Consider the following 15,649-nt stretch of genomic DNA (forward strand, 5'->3'; position numbering starts at 1 on the left):
CGCGGGGAACCTGATGACCACGGGGGTCGCGGGCACGTCGCCCGCGGCCCCCGTCTCGTTGCGGGGCGGGCGGGGGTCGCCCCCCGGGCTACCCGCGCAGGCCGCCCTCGACCACCAGCGCCTGCCGCGCGGCCTCCCGCGACACGACGCCGACGACCACGCCGCGGCCGTCGAGCACCGGCAGGGCACCCAGCCGCTCGAGGTCCTTGTCCTTCATGAGCCGGTCCAGGCGCACGTCGTCCGAGGTCGATGGCGTGCGGCCGCGGGGAAGGAGCGCCGCGGCGGGGGTATCCGGGCGCCCCGCGTCGAGCTCCTCGCGCACCCGGGTGCCGTGCAGGATGCCGCGCAGGCGGCCGTCCGGACCCAGGACCACGGCCCAGTCGACGCCGTGGGGGCCGAACGCCTGCTCCTGCGCCTCGGCGGCGGTGTCATCCGCGGCCACCCACACGGGCTCGCGGTCCATGACGGTGCCCGTGGCGATGAGGCTCGGGCCGCGGCGCCGGCGCTCCGTCGGGATGACGGCGGCCGAGGCGTTCTGCCAGATGAACCAGGCGAGGAAGAACGCCCAGAAGGCGGTGTAGAGGCTACTGCCGCGGATGTAGAGGTAGGCCCCGAACAGGCCGATCCCGATCCCCAGCGCCTTTCCCGCCTGGGCGGTGAACGCGGTGCCCTTCAGCGGGCTGCCGGTGACCCGCCACACGGCGGAGCGGGCGATCCGTCCGCCGTCGAGGGGCAGGGCGGGCAGCAGGTTGAACAGCAGCGCGATCGCCTCGACGAACAGCACGAGCCCCGCGACCTGCGAGACGGTGGTGCTGCCGGCGTACTGCCGGCTGCCGACCTCCCAGATCGCGGTGAGCGACCAGCCCTCCTGGGAGCCCACCACGGCCGCGGCGATCGCGGCCGCCACGAACGTCACGGCCGGGCCGGCCGCGGCGACGAGGAACTCCTCCCGTGGCGTGCGCGACGGGCGCGACAGGTGCGCCAGGCCGCCGAGCATCCACAGCTCGACGCCCTCGGTCTCGATGCCCAGCCGTCGGCCCATCAGGGCGTGACCGAACTCGTGGCCGAGCAGCGCGACGACGTAGACCACGACCACGATCAGGGACAGGCCGAACGCGCGGCCGTCCGGCGGCCCGCCGCCGACGGGGCCGAAGTACCCCGACAGCAGGAACACCATGAGGAACAGCCACAGGAACCACGAGATCCCGGCGACGATCGGGATGCCGAAGAGGCGCCCCAGACTGACCTGTCCTCCCACGGTCAGCCGACGTCCGCGACGGCGCGCGGCGCCTCGCCGACGTACTTCGCCGTCGGGCGGATCAGGCGGCCCTCGCGCTTCTGCTCGAGGATGTGGGCCGACCAGCCCGCCACGCGCGCGGCGGTGAACATCGGCGTGAAGAGGTTCGCGGGCACGCTGGCGCTGTCGAGGATCACGGCGGACCAGAACTCGACGTTCGTGGCCAGCACGCGGTCGGGCTTGCGGGCGTGCAGCTCGGCCAGCGCGGCCTTCTCGAGGGCCTCGGCGGCCTCGAAGCGCGGCGCGCCGATCTCCTTCGCCGTGCGGCGCAGCACGCGGGCGCGGGGGTCCTCGGCGCGGTAGACGCGGTGGCCGAAGCCCATGAGCCGCTCGCCCTGGTCCAGCGCGTTCTTCACCCACGCCTCGGCGTCGCCGGACCGCTCGACGCCGTCGAGCATCGCGAGCACGCGCGAGGGCGCGCCGCCGTGCAGCGGGCCCGAGAGCGCACCGACGGCGGAGGACAGCGCCGCCGCGGCATCCGCGCCCGTCGACGCGACGACGCGCGCGGTGAAGGTGGACGCGTTCATGCCGTGCTCGGCGGCCGAGATCCAGTAGGCGTCGATGGCCTTGGCGTGGTTCGGATCGAGCTCGCCGCGCCAGCGGATGAGGAACCGCTCCGCGACCGTGCGCCCCTCCCGCACCTGCGCCTGGGGCACCGGGGGCTTGCCCCCGCCGCGCGCGGACTGGGCGACGAAGGAGAGCGCCATGACGGACGCGCGGGCGAGCTCCTCGCGGGCCTCCTCGTCCGTCGTGTCGATGAGCGGGCGGAAGCCCCACTCCGGGGCGAGCATCGCCAGGGCGGCCTGCACGTCGACGCGCGGGTCGCCGGAGCGGACGGTCAGCGGGTGCGGCTCCGCGAACGGCAGGCCGGGCTCGAAGCTGCCGTCGACGAGCAGCCCCCACACGCCCTCGTACGGCACGTGCCCGACGAGGTCCTCGATGTCGACCCCGCGGTAGCGAAGCGCGCCGCCCTCCTTGTCGGGCTCGGCGATCGTGGTGGCGAACGCGACGACGCCCTCGAGACCCGACTGCACTTCCGGCTGTTGCATACGCACGACGCTATCGCGCCCCGGTGCCGGTGTCGTCACCCGCTCGTGTCCGGCGGCGGGCGTCCCCGTGGAGGCGCGCGCGGGGCGCGGCCCGTCCCGTGCCGCGAGGAGACCGCGGCCGTCCGCCCGGGGTGGCGCGGGCGTGGGCCTCGGCGCGATATGAAGGACGGCGCGATGTGTGAGAACGGGGTACACCGATGAGCCGGACGAGCCGATGGGCGGTCGCCGCGATGGCGGGCGCGGCACTGGGCGGGACGGCGCTGCCGGGCGCCGCGACGGCGGCCGGGAGTCGGTCGGCCGACGCCGAGCTGCAGCGGGAACTGCGGCGGATCGTCCGCCCCGCCGGGAGCCGGGTGAGCGTCGTCGTCCGCGACACCCGGGGGCGGCGGGTCGCCGACGTCCGCGGCGGCAAGGTGCGGCCCCTCGGGTCGACCGCGAAGCTCTTCACGGCCACCGCCGCCCTGCGCCGACGGCTCGTGCTCACGACGGACGTGCTCGCCGCCGGCCCGATCGCCTCGGGCGTCCTCGACGGCGACCTCGTGCTGCGCGGCGGGGGCGACCCCTCCCTGGGGACGCCCGCCTTCACGCGGGCCCGGGGCGCGGCCGGCACGAACGGCGCCGCGTTGACGGAGCGGCTCGTCGCCCTCGGGCTGCGCGAGGTCCGCGGCTCCGTCGTCGGCGACGAGTCCCGGTTCGACGCGGTGCGGGGGCCGGTCGACGAGTACGACGGCGTGCTGGGCGGCCTGACGTGGAACCGCGGCCGGGCGGGCGACGCGGGCGGGCCGCTCACGGACCCCGCCCGGGGCGCGGCCGCGGCGTTCGACGACCAGCTCGAGGCGCGCGGGGTCGTGATCCGCGGCGTGCCGCGGGCCGGTGCGACGCCGCCCGGCGCGACCCCCGTGGCGGCGATCACCGCCGACGCGCCGGGGCTCGTCACCCCGATGCTCAAGGTCTCGGACGACCTCTACGCCGACGCGCTCGCGAAGGCGCTGGCGGCGGCTCCCGGCGCGCCGGGCACCACGGTCGCCGGGGCCGCGGCGGTGAGGGCGGCCGTGCGTCCGCTGGGCCTCCGGCCGCGGCTGGCCGACGGATCGGGGCTCTCCGCCCGCTCCCGCGGCACCGCCCGCGACCTCGTCGCCCTCCTGCTGCGCGCTCGGAAGGGGTCCTGGGGGTCGACGCTGCAGGAGGCCCTGCCCATGGCCGGTACGGACGGCACGCTCGAGAACCGGCTGCGCTCCGTGCGCGGCCGGTGCCAGGCCAAGACGGGCAACCTCGGCAGGGCGCTCTCCGCGCTGGCGGGCCAGTGCCGGTCGCGCGCGGGACGGACCCTCGTCTTCGCCGTGCTCGTCGAGGGGCAGTCGCGGGCCCGGGGCAGCGCGATGGTCGACCGGGTCGCCACGGCGCTGGTGCGCAAGGGGCGCTGACGCCGGCGCGGCGCTCGCGGTCGGACGGCGGCGCCTCCCCCGCTCAGCGCGGTTCGGCGGGCGGATCGTCCGTCGGGCCGATGTCGCGCTGGGTCCAGCCGACGTCGTGCCAGGCGCCGTGCTTGTAGCCGATGCGGCGGTGGACGCCCGTGGGCTCGAAGCCGAGGGACCGGTGCAGGGCCTCGCTGGCGGGGTTGGGGAGCGTCATGCCGCCGAGCACCGTCCGGTAGCCGCGGGCGGCCAGGCGGTCGAGCAGCGCGACGTAGAGCGCGCGCCCGCGACCGGCGCCCGTCCGCGTCTCGCCCAGATACACGCTGGTCTCGCACGCCCAGCGGTACGCCGCGCGGGGCGCGAACGGGCCGCCGTAGGCGTAGCCCGCGACGGTGCCGTCGGCCTCCACGAGCACGAGCCAGGCGTGGGTGGCCGACGCCTTGGCGATCCGGGCGGCCATCTCCTCCGCGGTGGGCGGCTCGAGCTCGAAGGTGACCGCCGTGTCGGTGACGTACGGGGCGTAGATCGCGGCGCAGGCGTCCCCGTCGTCCCCCGTCGCGTCGCGGATCTTCCACGTCGTTGCGCCCGTCATGGCGACGATGGTAGCGCTGAATGTCGCTTATAGTGTCGCCCCATGAGCGACGACCTCTCCGCCGCCCTGGCCGCCGCGCTGCTGGACGCCCGCAGGGCGCAGGGCCTGTCCGCCGGCGCGCTGGCGGAGCGCTCGGGCGTGTCCCGGGCGATGATCGGCAAGGTCGAGCGCGGCGAGGCGCAGCCCACGGCGGTGCTGCTCTCGCGGCTCGCCGGCGCGCTGGGCATCACCCTCTCCGCGCTGATGGCGCGGGCCGAGGCCGACGGCCGCCGGCTGCTCCGGGCCGCGGATCAGCCCGTGTGGACGGACCCGGCGACGGGCTACCGCCGCCGCGCCGTCTCGCCGCCCACGGGCGGGCCGCTCGAGCTCGTCGAGGTCAGCCTGCCCGCCGGCACCGAGCTCGCCTACCCCGCCGACGCGTCGACCTTCGTGCACCAGCAGTTGTGGATGCTCGACGGGCGCCTCCGCCTGACGGAGGGCGAGGCGGAGCACGAGCTGGGGCCGGGCGACTGCCTCGCGTTCGGCCCGCCGGCGCCCACCGCGTTCCGCGTGCCCGCCGACGCGCCCTGTCGCTACCTCGTTGCCCTGACGAACCGGGCGGGGTAGGGCCGGGGCCGTGCGGCACCGCGTGGCCGGGCCGTCGCCGGGCCGTCGCGTCGCCGGGTCGGCGATCCGCGTCGGCTAGCGTCCGCGCCATGACCGTCGAGCCCGCGCTGCTCCGCCGTCCCGCGACGGAGCTCGCGGCGCTGATCCGCTCCGGGGAGCTCTCTGCCGTCGAGCTGACGCAGGCCGCGCTCGACCGCATCGCCGCGGTTGACGGGCGGGTGGGCGCCTTCGTCGACGTGTGGGCGGACGACGCGCTGGCGGCCGCCGCCCAGGTCCGATCCGGCGACGCCCGGCCCTTCGCCGGGGTCCCGACGGCGGTGAAGAACAACCGCGCCGTCGCGGGCCGGCGGCTCACGTCCGGGTCGGAGTTCGCGGGCGAGCACCGCCCGGCGCACGACCACAACGTCGTGCGGCGCATGCGCGAGGCGGGCTTCGTCCTGCTCGGCGCGACCAACCTGCCCGAGTGGGGCGTCACGCCGGTCACGCACCCCCGGCGCTTCGGTCCCACGCGCAACCCGTGGGACCTGGGTCGGACGGCGGGCGGCTCCTCGGGCGGCGCCGCCGCGGCGGTCGCGGCCGGGATGCTGCCCGTCGCGCACGGCAACGACGGCGGCGGGTCCATCCGCATCCCCGCGGCGGCGTGCGGGCTCGTGGGCCTGAAGCCGCAGCGCGGACGCGTCTCGCTCGCCCCGGACCTGGGCTGGCACCTGCTCGTCCAGGACGGCATGCTCACGCGCACGGTCGGCGACGCCGCCGCGACCCTCGACGCGCTGGCCGGACCCGAGCCGGGCGACCTGGCCCCGCCGCCCCCGCCGACCGAGCCGTTCGCCGCCGCGGCGGCCCGCGGTGCCCGGGGCGACGTGCCGCGCCTGCGCGTTGCGCTCGTCCTCGACCCGCCGCTGGACCACGACGCCTCGCCGGCCGACGCCGCCGCGGCCCGCGACGCCGCCGGGCTGCTGGCGCGACTGGGCCACGAGGTCGAGGAGGTGTCGGCCCCGTGGCGGATCCCGGGCCTGCTCGACCTCTTCACGGCGTCGTTCGGACCGGGCATCGCCTCGTCGATCCGGGCGACGGAGCTGCGGGTGGGCCGGGCGGTCACCCCGGACGACGTCGAGGCGCTGTCCTGGGCGCTCTGGGAGCGCGCGCAGGCGACGACGGCGGTCGACCACCTGATCTTCGACGCGCGGCTCCAGGCGGTGGCGCGCACCGTCCTCGCGTGGTCGGCGCGGTTCGACCTCATCGTCACCCCGACGCTCGCCACCGCGCCCGTGCCGGTCGGCGCGTTGGACCCGGACGGCCGCCCGGATCCGATGGGCGGGTTCGCCGACGGCGCGCGCTTCAGCCCCTACGCAGCGATCTGCAACGTCACGGGCGTCCCGGCGATCACCCTGCCGCTCGGTGTGCGGCCCCCGGGCGACGAGGCGGCGGGGATGCCCGTCGGCGTGCACCTGATCGGCGCCCCGGCGGGCGAGGCGGGGCTCCTGGCCGTCGCGGCGCAGGTCGAGGCCGCGGCCCCGTGGGACGACCGCGTGGCCCCGCTCGCGCTGGCCGACTGAGCGTCGGGGCCCGGACCGACCGCGGTGCGTCCCGCGGCCGTCCGACACCGGCGGTCTCCGGGCGCCGCGGCCTTCCGGGGCCGCTCGCGGCCGCCGCGGCCCCGCGTCAGCCCGCGAGGGACTCGACGAGCCCGCCCGGGTGGATCCCCAGCGCCTCGAGGTCGCGGGTGCCGTGGCGACCCGCGGTGTCGCAGCCGAGCACGGCGAGGGCCTCGCGGTCCGCGGCGCCCGGCCGTTCCAGGGCCGCGACGGCGGCACGCAGGACGGGGACGGGCAGCGAGACGGTGCGGCGGGGGCGACCGACGACCTCCTGCAGCGCCGGCAGCAGCTCCCGCACGCCGTACTCCTGGGGGCCGGCGATCTCGTGCCGCGCGGGCGTCTCGACCGGAGGCCGCGCGCCTTCCGTCACCGCCAGCAGCGCGTCGGCGAGGTCGCGCGCCGCCACGGGCCGGGAGCGGCCGGGCGTGCCGCGCACGGGCACCGGGGCGATCGGCAGCAGGGAGAGCGCCTGCGCCCACGACGCCCAGCGCTGGCCGCGGGCGAGGACGAGGGACGGGGCGACGACCGAGACGGCCATCCCGCCCGTCGTGCCGGCACCGCGGACGACCCGCTCGCCGGTGCCCTTCGCACGCAGGAACCGACAGCCCGCCGCCTCGCCCGCGCCGAGCGCGGACACGTGCACGAAGTGCCCGACCCCGGCGGCCGCCGCGGCGTCCGCCAACCGCCAGCTCGCGGTGACGTTGAGCTCCTCGAGGTGCCCGATCGGCTGGTCGCCCAGGGGGCCCGCCAGGTGGATCACCGTCTCGACGCCGCGCAGGGCGCCACCCGGCAGGCGGGTGTCCGTCAGGTTCCACAGCGCGAGCTGCACGTCGACCCGCCGGGTGCCCAGGCGGGCGGGGTTGCGGACGAGGCACCGCACCCGGTGGCCCCGCAGGAGGAGCCGATCGAGCACCCGCCGGCCCGTCGCTCCCGTCGCCCCGGTCAGCAGGATCATGGGGCAGAGCCTACGGTGCGCCCCAAACCACCGGTGGCAGTTAGGGATACCGACAGTCGCGACCGCCCCCAGGGGCGTCGCTCCGCGGGTATCCGGCGTTATGCTTCGCCTCCGCTCCCGCCCCTACGACCCCGCGAGGACAGGCCATGGCCTATGTGATCGCCGAGCCCTGCGTCGGCACGAAGGACAACTCGTGCACCGAGGTCTGCCCGGTCGACTGCATCCATCCGACTCCTGACGAGCCGGATTACGACACCGTCGAGCAGCTCTACATCGACCCGGAGGAGTGCATCGACTGCGACGCCTGCGTCGAGGCGTGCCCGGTCGACGCGATCTTCGCGGAGGACCAGATCCCGGACGAGTGGACCTCGTTCGTGGACAAGAACATCAAGTACTTCGAGAACGCCTAGCGTCCCCGTCCCGCCCTCGCGGCGGGACGACGGCAGGACGCCCCGGTGGTCCGGGGCGACGCAGCACCCGCGCCCCGGTCGACCGGGGCGCGGTGCGTTGCGGTCGGGCGTCAGTCCTCGAGGAAGACCTCGCGCAGGACGCCGTCCTCGACCTGGAAGACGAAGCCGCGCACGTCGTCCTTGTGGGGGAGGAACGGGCTGGCGGCCACGCGCCGCAGCGACTGCCGGACGTCCTCCTCGAGGTCGGCGAACGACTCGGGCGACCACGTGGGCTTGTAGCCCGTCTCCTCGAGCAGCTCGTTGCGCAGCTCGTCGTCCGTGAAGGTCTGCATGCCGCAGCCCGTGTGGTGCACGAGCACGACGGACCGCGTGCCGAGCTTGCGCTGCGAGATCGCGAGGGAGCGGATGACGTCCTCCGTGACGATGCCGCCCGCGTTGCGGATCAGGTGGGCGTCGCCCGTGTTCAGGCCGAACAGGCCGAACAGGTCCAGGCGAGCGTCCATGCAGGCGACGACGGCGACGTGGCGCACCGGCGCGGCCGAGTCGTACGGCGTGTAGCGCGCCGGGAAGGCCTCGGCGGCCTGCAGCATCTCGGGGGTCGGCGGGGCTGGCGTCTCGTCCGTCATGGCTCACCGGGTGAAGTCGGGGGTCGGGACGCGGATCCTATGGGGCACGGCATCGTCAGGCGCGCGCCGCGGCGTGCGGGCCCACGTCGGTGGCTCGCGATGGTCCACGGATCGCGATCGCCGCGGAGCAGCGGGGGTCCGCGGGCGCAGCGGGCCGCGCGCGCAGCGTTCGCCGCGGGAGCAGCGGGCGCCCGGCTCTACCGCCGCCGCAGGGTCACCGTCCGCGCGCGGGTCGCCCCTGCGCCCTTGGGGTCCGCGGAGACCCGCACGCGGACGGTGCGGGTCCGGCGCAGCAGGGCCCGTCCCCGCGAGGTCGGGCGGGCGCGGACGGTCGCCGACTTGCCCGCCGCGACGGAGTAGCGGGCCTGCACGATCGTGACGGTCGAGCGCTTGCGGCCGACGCGGACCTTCTTGGCGGTCCGGACGCGCAGCGTGCCGGTGCACCGCGGTCCACCGGCGCGGCACGAGACGGAGACGGCGACCCGACCCTTGCGGTAGGCCAGGGAGCGCGAGCGGATGGCGGGGACGGCCTTCGGGGTCGGAGCGCTCTTGCCACCGTCCACGGGCGGTGCGGCGGCACGGTCGACGGCCTCGCAGATCGACCCGCCGTCGGCCGGGACGATGTCGGCGGCGTCGATGATCGCCGTGTCGGCGCCGATGCCGCAGTTGATCGACTCCGCGATCCCGTCCCGGGCCTCGATGCGGTCGTTGCCGGGGTAGAGCGTGTCGCCGTCGCCGTCCAGCGCGTCGACGCCGGGACCGCCGATCAGGGTGTCGTTGAACGCGCCCCCCACGAGGGTGTCGTTGCCGTCCCCGCCGTCGAGCGCGTCGTCGCCGCTGCTCCCCAGCAGCCGGTCGTCCCCGCCGCCGCCGATCAGCGCGTTCGGGGTCCGGTCGTCGCTGATCATCTGGATCGTGTTCGGTCCGGGCGTGCCGATCAGGGTGTTCGACGCGCCGCGCGCCCCCTGGATGTCCTCGATGTCGGGCAGGTAGTTGTCGCCCTCGCCGGGGCCACCGTCGTCCGCGATCCCGTCGAGGGAGGCCCGCAGCGTGTCCTGGGGCGAGTCCACGAGCTGCAGCTTGTCCTGGCCCGGACCGCCCGCGACGGTGTCGCCCGGGCTGGCCTGGCCGCCCGAGTCCATGTCGTCGGGCTGCAGCTCGTCGTTGCCTTCGCCCCCGTCGAGCAGGTCCGAGCCCTCCTGGCTCAGCAGGACGTCGTTGCCCGCCTCGCCGTAGAGCTCGTGGCGCTTCCCGCGGGCATTGTCGGTGAACGCGCCGACGACCTGCGCGCGGTCGTCGCCGTCGCCGAGGCGCACCACGACCGTCGCGGTCGGTGACGCGCCCTCGCACTGAACGATCACGCGGCTGCCGTTCTCGTTGCACCCGGGGCCGAAGGTCATGTTGTCCTCGACCTCGGTCACGTCGTCGAACGACGGGCGCCCGGTGCCCCAGTTGACCGTGACCCGGTTCGTCTCGCCCGGGCCCGCCTGGTAGGTGATCACGTCGCCGGTCGTCGTGAGCGACGCCGCTGACGCGGACTCCGCGGCGGCACCGGCCGTCAGCGTCGTCAGGAGGACCGCCACCGCTCGCGCGCGCATGGCCGCAGGGTAGCCCGGGAGCGGGGATCTGGCCAGCGGAATTCGGGTCCGTGGGCGCAAGGGTGGCGGGGCGGGAAGAGGCGGGCGAGCGCGGCGGGCCGGAAGGCGGGGAGGGAGAGGGGACGACGATGTACGTCTCGGCGGTGTCGTCGTGCCCGAAACCTCCATCGACCGCGTCAGGGGCCGTCGATGTACGTCTCGCCCCCGGAAGGGCGCTCGAGACGTACATCCCCGTTGCGCCTGCCTATCTCCCCGCCTCCGCCCGCCTCCGCCGTTGAGCCGGATCGCCTCCCCGCCTCTGCTCGTCGCCGTCGCCCCACCCGGCCTTGACGCCAGGGCAGTCGCGATATATCGTGATGGCACACCGATACAGCAACACGAGGAACTCCATGCAGAGCTTCACCTTCTCCACCCCCTGGGACCGCGGTCCCGACACGCGCGGCCGCGGCCGCCGTCATCACCACCACCTCCACGCCGACGACGCGGGGCACGGCCCCACCCCCGACCGCGGTAGCGGCTCGGGTCACCACCGGCACGGTCCCCACGTCCACGCCGGATGCGGCCCCGACGCCGCTCCCGGGTCCGAGGACGCACACGGCCCGCGGTTCGGCCGCGGCCCCCGGGCCGAGTTCGGGCCCGGCCGCGGCCCCGGCGGCGGGGAGCGCGGCCCCGGCCGCGGCTCCCGCGGGCCGGGCCGCCACGGACGCGGCGGCCCGCGCGGCCGCGGGCCCGGCGGACCCTTCGGCCCCGGGGGCCGCGGCGGCGACCCCGAGCTTCCTGGGTTCCTGCCCGGCGGGGCGCGGGTCGGCCGTGGCGACATCCGGGCCGGCATCCTCGTCCTGCTGCTCGAGGGCCCGATGCACGGCTACCAGCTGCTGCACGAGCTGCACGAGCGCAGCGGCGGCGTGTGGCGCCCGAGCCCCGGCTCCGTCTACCCGACGCTCAAGCGGCTCGCGGCCGAGGGGCTCGTCACGAGCACCGAGTCCGAGGGTCGCGGCGGACGCCGCGCCCACACCCTCACCGACGAGGGTCGCGCCGAGGCCGAGCGCGTGGCGGCCGAGTCCACCCCGTGGGAGGACCTCGGCGGCACCGACGACCAGGACGCCGTCGAGCTGCGCGACCTGATGGTCAGCGTCGTCGACGCCGCCCGCCAGGTCGTGCGGGTCGCCGGCCCGGGCCAGATCGCGGACGCCAAGACCACGCTGGTCGAGGCACGCCGCCGGTTGTACGGCATCCTGGCCGCGGATCCGGCCGAGACCGGTGACCCGTCGGATCCGGCCGGCGACGACGAAGCCCCCGGCGCCTGACACCCCGGGCCCGGGGTGTCGTCCCGGAGAACGCGAACGGCCGCCCCTCGGGCGGCCGTTCGTCGTTCCGGGCGCGGGCCTCGAAGGCCCGCGGCTCAGGCCATCGGGAGCGAGGCGCCCTTGGGCTCGTTCTGCATCACGGGCAGCATGGGCGGGAGCTCCTGCAGCATCGGGGGCAGCTCCGGCGTGGCGGCGATGAGGCCGCGCGCGATCTGCGTGACGGACTGCGCGGCCGCGTCGTCGGGCTCGGCGACGACGACGGGGACGCCGGCGTCGGCCTGCTCGCGCAGGCGCATCGTCAGCGGGACCTTGCCGAAGAGCGGGACGTCGAGCTCCGTGGCGAGCGCCTGGCCGCCGCCCTCACCGAAGATGGCGAAGCGCTGGCCGTCGGGGGACGTGAACCCGGACATGTTCTCCACGACGCCCATCAGGCCGAGCTGCACCTTCGTGGCCATCTCGGCCGCGCGGCGGGCGACCTTCTGCGCCGCGTCCTGCGGGGTCGTGACGAGCAGGAACTGCGCCTGCGGCAAGAGCTGCGCGAGCGTCATCGAGACGTCGCCGGTGCCCGGCGGCAGGTCGATCAGCAGGTAGTCCAGCTCGCCCCACTCGACGTCGTCGAGGAACTGGTTCAGCGCCTTGTGCAGCATCGGGCCGCGCCACACGACGGCGGAGTCCTCCGGCACGAAGAAGCCGATCGACATGACCTTCACGCCCTGCGACTCCAGGGGGATGATCTTGCGGTCGGACGACACCGGCGGTCGCTCGGCGCCCAGGCCGAACATGCGCGGGATGGAGTAGCCCCAGACGTCGGCGTCGAGCACGCCGACCGTCTTGCCCTCGGCCGCGAGCGCAGCGGCGAGGTTGACGGTGAGGCTCGACTTGCCGACGCCGCCCTTGCCGGAGCCGACGCAGATCACGTTCTTGATCAGCGAGACGTTCTCCCCGGCGGGCAGCGAGCCCTGGATGCCGAGCTTCTTCTGCAGCGCGGCCTTCTCCTCCGGGGAGAGGACGTCGAACTCCACGCCCGACTCCTGCACGCCGAGGCCGCGCAGCGCCTTGCGGACCGCGACGACGAAGTGGTTGCGCAGCGGGCAGCCGTTCGTGGTCAGGGAGATCATCACGTCGACGCGGCCGTCGCCGATCGTGATCTCGCGCACCATGCCGAGCTCGACCACGTCCTTCTTCAGCTCGGGGTCGATCACCGACTTCAGGGCTTCGAGGATGTCCTCGCGCGTAGGCATCGATCGATTGTGGCACGCGGCGTGGTTCGGCTCGGTGCGTAGGCGCACCCGCCCGCCACGGACGGGGCGGGAGAGCGGGGTGGCGACGGGACGCCGTCAACCTCGCGGGGCGCCGGCGCCCCGCGCGGGCACGGCCGGCTCGCGCCTGCCGTCACCCACACGGCGTCGCCGGGCCCCACCCGGGACCCTGTCGGGGTGCCTCGTCGTCATGTCGCCCTCGCCGTGCTGGTCGCCGTGGCGTGGGGCCTGAACTTCGTCGTCATCGACATCGGGCTCGAGTCGTTCCCGCCGCTGCTGTTCGCGGCGCTGCGGTTCACGGTCGTCGCGCTGCCCGCCGTGTTCCTCGTCGGGTCGCCGCGGACGAGCTGGCGCACGGTCGTGGGCGTCGGGCTGTTCACCTCCACCGGCCAGTTCGCGCTGCTGTTCGTCGGGATGGACCAGGGCCTGCCGGCGGGGCTCGCCTCGCTCCTGCTGCAGGTCCAGGCGGTCTTCACGATCCTGCTCGCGATGGCCGTGCTCGGCGAACGCCTGACGCGGGCCCGGGCCGCCGGCGTCGCGCTGGCCGTCGTCGGCATCGCCATCATCGCCCTCGGTCGCGACGGCGACGTGCCCCTGCTGGCGCTCGCGCTCTGCGTGGGCGCCGCGGCGTCCTGGGGTGTGGGCAACGTCATCATGCGCGCCGCCCAGCCGCCGGCGCCGCTCGCGCTCATCGTCTGGTCGAGCCTCGTGCCGCCGCTCCCGCTCGCCGGGCTCTCCCTGGCGTTCGAGGGCGGGGGCTCGTGGGGCGACGCGTTCTCCGGCCTCGGCGTCGCGGGCCTGCTCGCGCTCGCCTACGTGGTCGTGATCGCCACGTTCTTCGGCTACGGCACGTGGACGTGGCTCATGGCCCGCCACCCCGCCTCGACCGTCGCGCCCTTCACGCTGCTCGTACCGGTGGTCGGCATCGCGACCGCGTGGCTCGTGCGCGACGAGACGCCGGGGCCGGCGGAGCTGGCGGGGGCCGTCGTCGTGCTGGCCGCGGTGGCGCTCGCGACGGGGCTGGTGGGATCGCGGTCGCAGTCCGCAGCTCCCGCTCCGCCACCGCTGCCGCCGGGCTGACCCGGGCCCCCGAGGCGCCGCCCGGCTGGCCCGGGCCCACGGGCGGCGACGGGCCGCCCGGCTGGCCCGGGCGGCGGGCCGATCCCTCAGACCAGCTCGGGCACCGCGGGCGTCACGGCGTGGTCCTCGGCGGGCTCGTCCGCGTGACCGACGGCCGCGGCGTCACCGGCGGGCGCCGACTCGTTGCGCAGCACGAAGACGGCCACGGCGATGGCGAGCACCACGATGCCGGCGGCGATGAGGTACGCCACGTGGAAGCCGGCGTTGAGCGCCTCGAGCGCGTTCTCGCCGTCGGCGAGCTTCGCCGTCGTGCGCTCGGCGGCGAACGTCGCCAGGACGGAGAGCGCGACGGCGCCGCCGACCTGCATCGAGGTGTTCACGAGGCCCGAGGCGATGCCGGAGTCCTCGGGGGTGGCGGAGGACATCGCCAGGCCCATGATCGACGTGAAGCTCAACCCGGCGCCCAGGCCGAGCAGCAGCATCGAGGGCAGGACGTTCACGAAGTAGTTCCCGTCGACCGGGGTCTGCGTGAACAGGAGCACGGCGGCGACGATCGACGTCAGGCCCGCGATGAGGACGTTCTTGGGGCCGAAGCGCTCCGTCACCGGCTGCGCGACCCGCGTCGACACGAGGCCGATGAGCAGGGTCAGGGGCAGGAACGCGAACCCGATCTGGATCGGGCTGTAGCCGAGGATCTCGCCGGCGTAGCGCGCGCCGAAGAAGAACACGCTGAACATGCCCGCGAGCACCCCGAGCAGCACGAGGTTGGCGCCCGTCACGTTGCGCGAACGGAAGATGCGCAGCGGCAGCAGCGGGTGCGCGATCCGGGCCTGGCGGACGACGAAGCCGACGAGCAGCACGAGGGAGACCGCGGCGAGGCCGAGGGTCTGCGTCGAGCCCCAGCCTTCCTTCTCGACGCCGACGATGGCGTAGACGGCGATCATCAGGCCACCCGTGAGCATGAGCGCGCCGGCGACGTCGACCTTGTTGTCCTTGAAGCCCAGGCCGGGGCGGTGCGGCACCAGGCGGTTGGCGAGGACGACCGTCGCGATGCCGATCGGCAGGTTGACGAAGAAGATCCAGTGCCAGGAGAGGATGTCCGTCAGCACGCCGCCGAGGAGCAGGCCTACGGAGCCGCCTGCCGACGCGACGAAGGAGTAGATCCCGATGGCCTTGCCCTGCGCGCGGGGCTCGCGGAACATCGTGATGATCATCCCGAGGATCACGGAGGAGCCGAGCGCGCCGCCCACGCCCTGCAGGAAGCGGGCGCCGATCAGCATCTCCTGGCTCTCCGCGAGGCCGCAGAGGAGCGAGGCGAGGGTGAAGAGCGACATCCCCCAGAGGAACATCCGGCGCTGGCCGATGAGGTCGCCGATGCGGCCCGACAGCATCAGCAGGCCCCCGAACGGGATCAGGTACGCGTTCAGCACCCAGGTCAGGTTGCCGTCGGAGAAGTCCAGGCTCTCCTTCAGGACGGGCAGCGCGGTGTTCACGATCGTGCCGTCGAGGACGATCATGAGCATGCCCAGGCAGAGCACGTAGAGCGCGATCATGTCGCGCCGGTGGGTTGATGGGTCGGTGGTCATGCGGAGGACTCCTACGGATGTGCGGCCCGGGGCGATTCCCCGGGCGGACGGGCGTCACGGTCGCTCGAACAAGCGGAGCACGTGATCCGGTTGAGACCGTAGCAGTCCGGAGTGGCCGCTCCGTTTCGGCCCGGTGATCGGGCCCGCGGGGGCGGTGCGGCCGGATCGACGTGGCCGCGGCCGCGATGGGCCCCACCGCGCGGCGACCCCGGCGCGGGGGCCGGGGTCGCGGGCGCTGCGTCACGATCGTGGTGCCCCGGAGCCTCCCGCTCCG

At 75.4% G+C, this 15,649-nt stretch carries 14 protein-coding genes; 6 read left to right on the top strand and 8 right to left on the bottom strand.

Going from position 1 to position 15,649, the window contains the following annotated elements:
- Window positions 1-88 precede the first annotated feature (88 nt).
- Together F593_RS0119815 and F593_RS0119820 are read right to left on the bottom strand one after the other, a co-directional pair.
- A complete protein-coding gene (locus tag F593_RS0119815; protein WP_022930485.1) occupies window positions 89-1,258 on the bottom strand; it encodes a site-2 protease family protein in 1,170 nt (389 codons plus the stop codon).
- 2 nt (window positions 1,259-1,260) lie between these two features.
- Window positions 1,261-2,346 carry a citrate synthase 2 gene (locus F593_RS0119820; RefSeq protein WP_033208593.1) on the bottom strand — a complete coding sequence of 362 codons (1,086 nt, stop codon included), beginning with the start codon at window positions 2,344-2,346 and terminating at the stop codon, window positions 1,261-1,263.
- 197 nt (window positions 2,347-2,543) lie between these two features.
- Between F593_RS0119820 and F593_RS0119825 the strand changes: the two genes are divergently transcribed.
- A complete protein-coding gene (locus F593_RS0119825) occupies window positions 2,544-3,770 on the top strand; it encodes a D-alanyl-D-alanine carboxypeptidase (RefSeq protein WP_022930487.1) in 1,227 nt (408 codons plus the stop codon).
- Between the two features lie 43 nt (window positions 3,771-3,813).
- On the opposite strand, the gene F593_RS0119830 is transcribed toward F593_RS0119825, so the two are convergent.
- A complete protein-coding gene (locus F593_RS0119830) occupies window positions 3,814-4,353 on the bottom strand; it encodes a GNAT family N-acetyltransferase (RefSeq protein WP_022930488.1) in 540 nt (179 codons plus the stop codon).
- A gap of 42 nt (window positions 4,354-4,395) precedes the next feature.
- On the opposite strand from F593_RS0119830, the gene F593_RS0119835 reads away from it, so the two are divergent.
- Both F593_RS0119835 and F593_RS0119840 read left to right on the top strand, forming a co-directional pair.
- Window positions 4,396-4,959: a helix-turn-helix domain-containing protein gene (locus F593_RS0119835; RefSeq protein WP_022930489.1), complete on the top strand. Its 564-nt coding sequence runs from the start codon at window positions 4,396-4,398 to the stop codon at window positions 4,957-4,959.
- Window positions 4,960-5,048: 89 nt separating this feature from the next.
- Window positions 5,049-6,515: an amidase gene (locus tag F593_RS0119840; protein WP_022930490.1), complete on the top strand. Its 1,467-nt coding sequence runs from the start codon at window positions 5,049-5,051 to the stop codon at window positions 6,513-6,515.
- Window positions 6,516-6,621: 106 nt separating this feature from the next.
- Here the strand turns inward: F593_RS0119840 and F593_RS0119845 are convergent, their stop codons facing one another.
- A complete protein-coding gene (locus F593_RS0119845) occupies window positions 6,622-7,509 on the bottom strand; it encodes an NAD(P)H-binding protein (protein ID WP_022930491.1) in 888 nt (295 codons plus the stop codon).
- 146 nt (window positions 7,510-7,655) lie between these two features.
- On the opposite strand from F593_RS0119845, the gene F593_RS0119850 reads away from it, so the two are divergent.
- Window positions 7,656-7,919, top strand: coding sequence for a 4Fe-4S dicluster domain-containing protein (locus tag F593_RS0119850; protein WP_022930492.1), 264 nt, complete (start codon window positions 7,656-7,658; stop codon window positions 7,917-7,919).
- Between the two features lie 110 nt (window positions 7,920-8,029).
- Here F593_RS0119850 and F593_RS0119855 read toward each other — a convergent pair whose 3' ends face one another.
- Window positions 8,030-8,545, bottom strand: a complete 516-nt coding sequence (locus F593_RS0119855; protein WP_022930493.1) for a beta-class carbonic anhydrase — start codon at window positions 8,543-8,545, stop codon at window positions 8,030-8,032.
- A gap of 197 nt (window positions 8,546-8,742) precedes the next feature.
- The gene (locus F593_RS31150) at window positions 8,743-10,143 is read right to left on the bottom strand and encodes a hypothetical protein (protein WP_022930494.1); all 1,401 of its coding nucleotides are present in this window, start codon (window positions 10,141-10,143) and stop codon (window positions 8,743-8,745) included.
- Window positions 10,144-10,532: 389 nt separating this feature from the next.
- On the opposite strand from F593_RS31150, the gene F593_RS26975 reads away from it, so the two are divergent.
- Window positions 10,533-11,450: a PadR family transcriptional regulator gene (locus tag F593_RS26975; protein ID WP_022930495.1), complete on the top strand. Its 918-nt coding sequence runs from the start codon at window positions 10,533-10,535 to the stop codon at window positions 11,448-11,450.
- 95 nt (window positions 11,451-11,545) lie between these two features.
- On the opposite strand, the gene F593_RS0119870 is transcribed toward F593_RS26975, so the two are convergent.
- A complete protein-coding gene (locus F593_RS0119870) occupies window positions 11,546-12,691 on the bottom strand; it encodes an Mrp/NBP35 family ATP-binding protein (protein WP_022930496.1) in 1,146 nt (381 codons plus the stop codon).
- A 195-nt stretch (window positions 12,692-12,886) separates the two neighbouring features.
- Here F593_RS0119870 and F593_RS0119880 point away from each other — a divergent pair, with 195 nt between their 5' ends.
- Window positions 12,887-13,789 (top strand): EamA family transporter, encoded by a 903-nt coding sequence (locus tag F593_RS0119880; RefSeq protein WP_022930497.1) that lies wholly within the window; start codon window positions 12,887-12,889, stop codon window positions 13,787-13,789.
- An 86-nt stretch (window positions 13,790-13,875) separates the two neighbouring features.
- Here F593_RS0119880 and F593_RS26985 read toward each other — a convergent pair whose 3' ends face one another.
- Window positions 13,876-15,375 carry an MFS transporter gene (locus tag F593_RS26985; RefSeq protein WP_051160614.1) on the bottom strand — a complete coding sequence of 500 codons (1,500 nt, stop codon included), beginning with the start codon at window positions 15,373-15,375 and terminating at the stop codon, window positions 13,876-13,878.
- Window positions 15,376-15,649: the final 274 nt, after the last annotated feature.

The organism is Patulibacter americanus DSM 16676 (assembly GCF_000420025.1).
GTDB lineage: Bacteria > Actinomycetota > Thermoleophilia > Solirubrobacterales > Solirubrobacteraceae > Patulibacter > Patulibacter americanus.

Bases quoted from the DNA above. Each gene is read 5' to 3' on its own strand.
- F593_RS0119820 (WP_033208593.1), bottom strand. From the start codon at position 2,346: ATGCAACAGCCGGAAGTGCAGTCGGGTCTCGAGGGCGTCGTCGCGTTC.
- F593_RS0119825 (WP_022930487.1), top strand. From the start codon at position 2,544: ATGAGCCGGACGAGCCGATGGGCGGTCGCCGCGATGGCGGGCGCGGCA.
- F593_RS0119830 (WP_022930488.1), bottom strand. From the start codon at position 4,353: ATGACGGGCGCAACGACGTGGAAGATCCGCGACGCGACGGGGGACGAC.
- F593_RS0119835 (WP_022930489.1), top strand. From the start codon at position 4,396: ATGAGCGACGACCTCTCCGCCGCCCTGGCCGCCGCGCTGCTGGACGCC.
- F593_RS0119840 (WP_022930490.1), top strand. From the start codon at position 5,049: ATGACCGTCGAGCCCGCGCTGCTCCGCCGTCCCGCGACGGAGCTCGCG.
- F593_RS0119845 (WP_022930491.1), bottom strand. From the start codon at position 7,509: ATGATCCTGCTGACCGGGGCGACGGGAGCGACGGGCCGGCGGGTGCTC.
- F593_RS0119850 (WP_022930492.1), top strand. From the start codon at position 7,656: ATGGCCTATGTGATCGCCGAGCCCTGCGTCGGCACGAAGGACAACTCG.
- F593_RS0119855 (WP_022930493.1), bottom strand. From the start codon at position 8,545: ATGACGGACGAGACGCCAGCCCCGCCGACCCCCGAGATGCTGCAGGCC.
- F593_RS31150 (WP_022930494.1), bottom strand. From the start codon at position 10,143: ATGCGCGCGCGAGCGGTGGCGGTCCTCCTGACGACGCTGACGGCCGGT.
- F593_RS26975 (WP_022930495.1), top strand. From the start codon at position 10,533: ATGCAGAGCTTCACCTTCTCCACCCCCTGGGACCGCGGTCCCGACACG.
- F593_RS0119870 (WP_022930496.1), bottom strand. From the start codon at position 12,691: ATGCCTACGCGCGAGGACATCCTCGAAGCCCTGAAGTCGGTGATCGAC.
- F593_RS26985 (WP_051160614.1), bottom strand. From the start codon at position 15,375: ATGACCACCGACCCATCAACCCACCGGCGCGACATGATCGCGCTCTAC.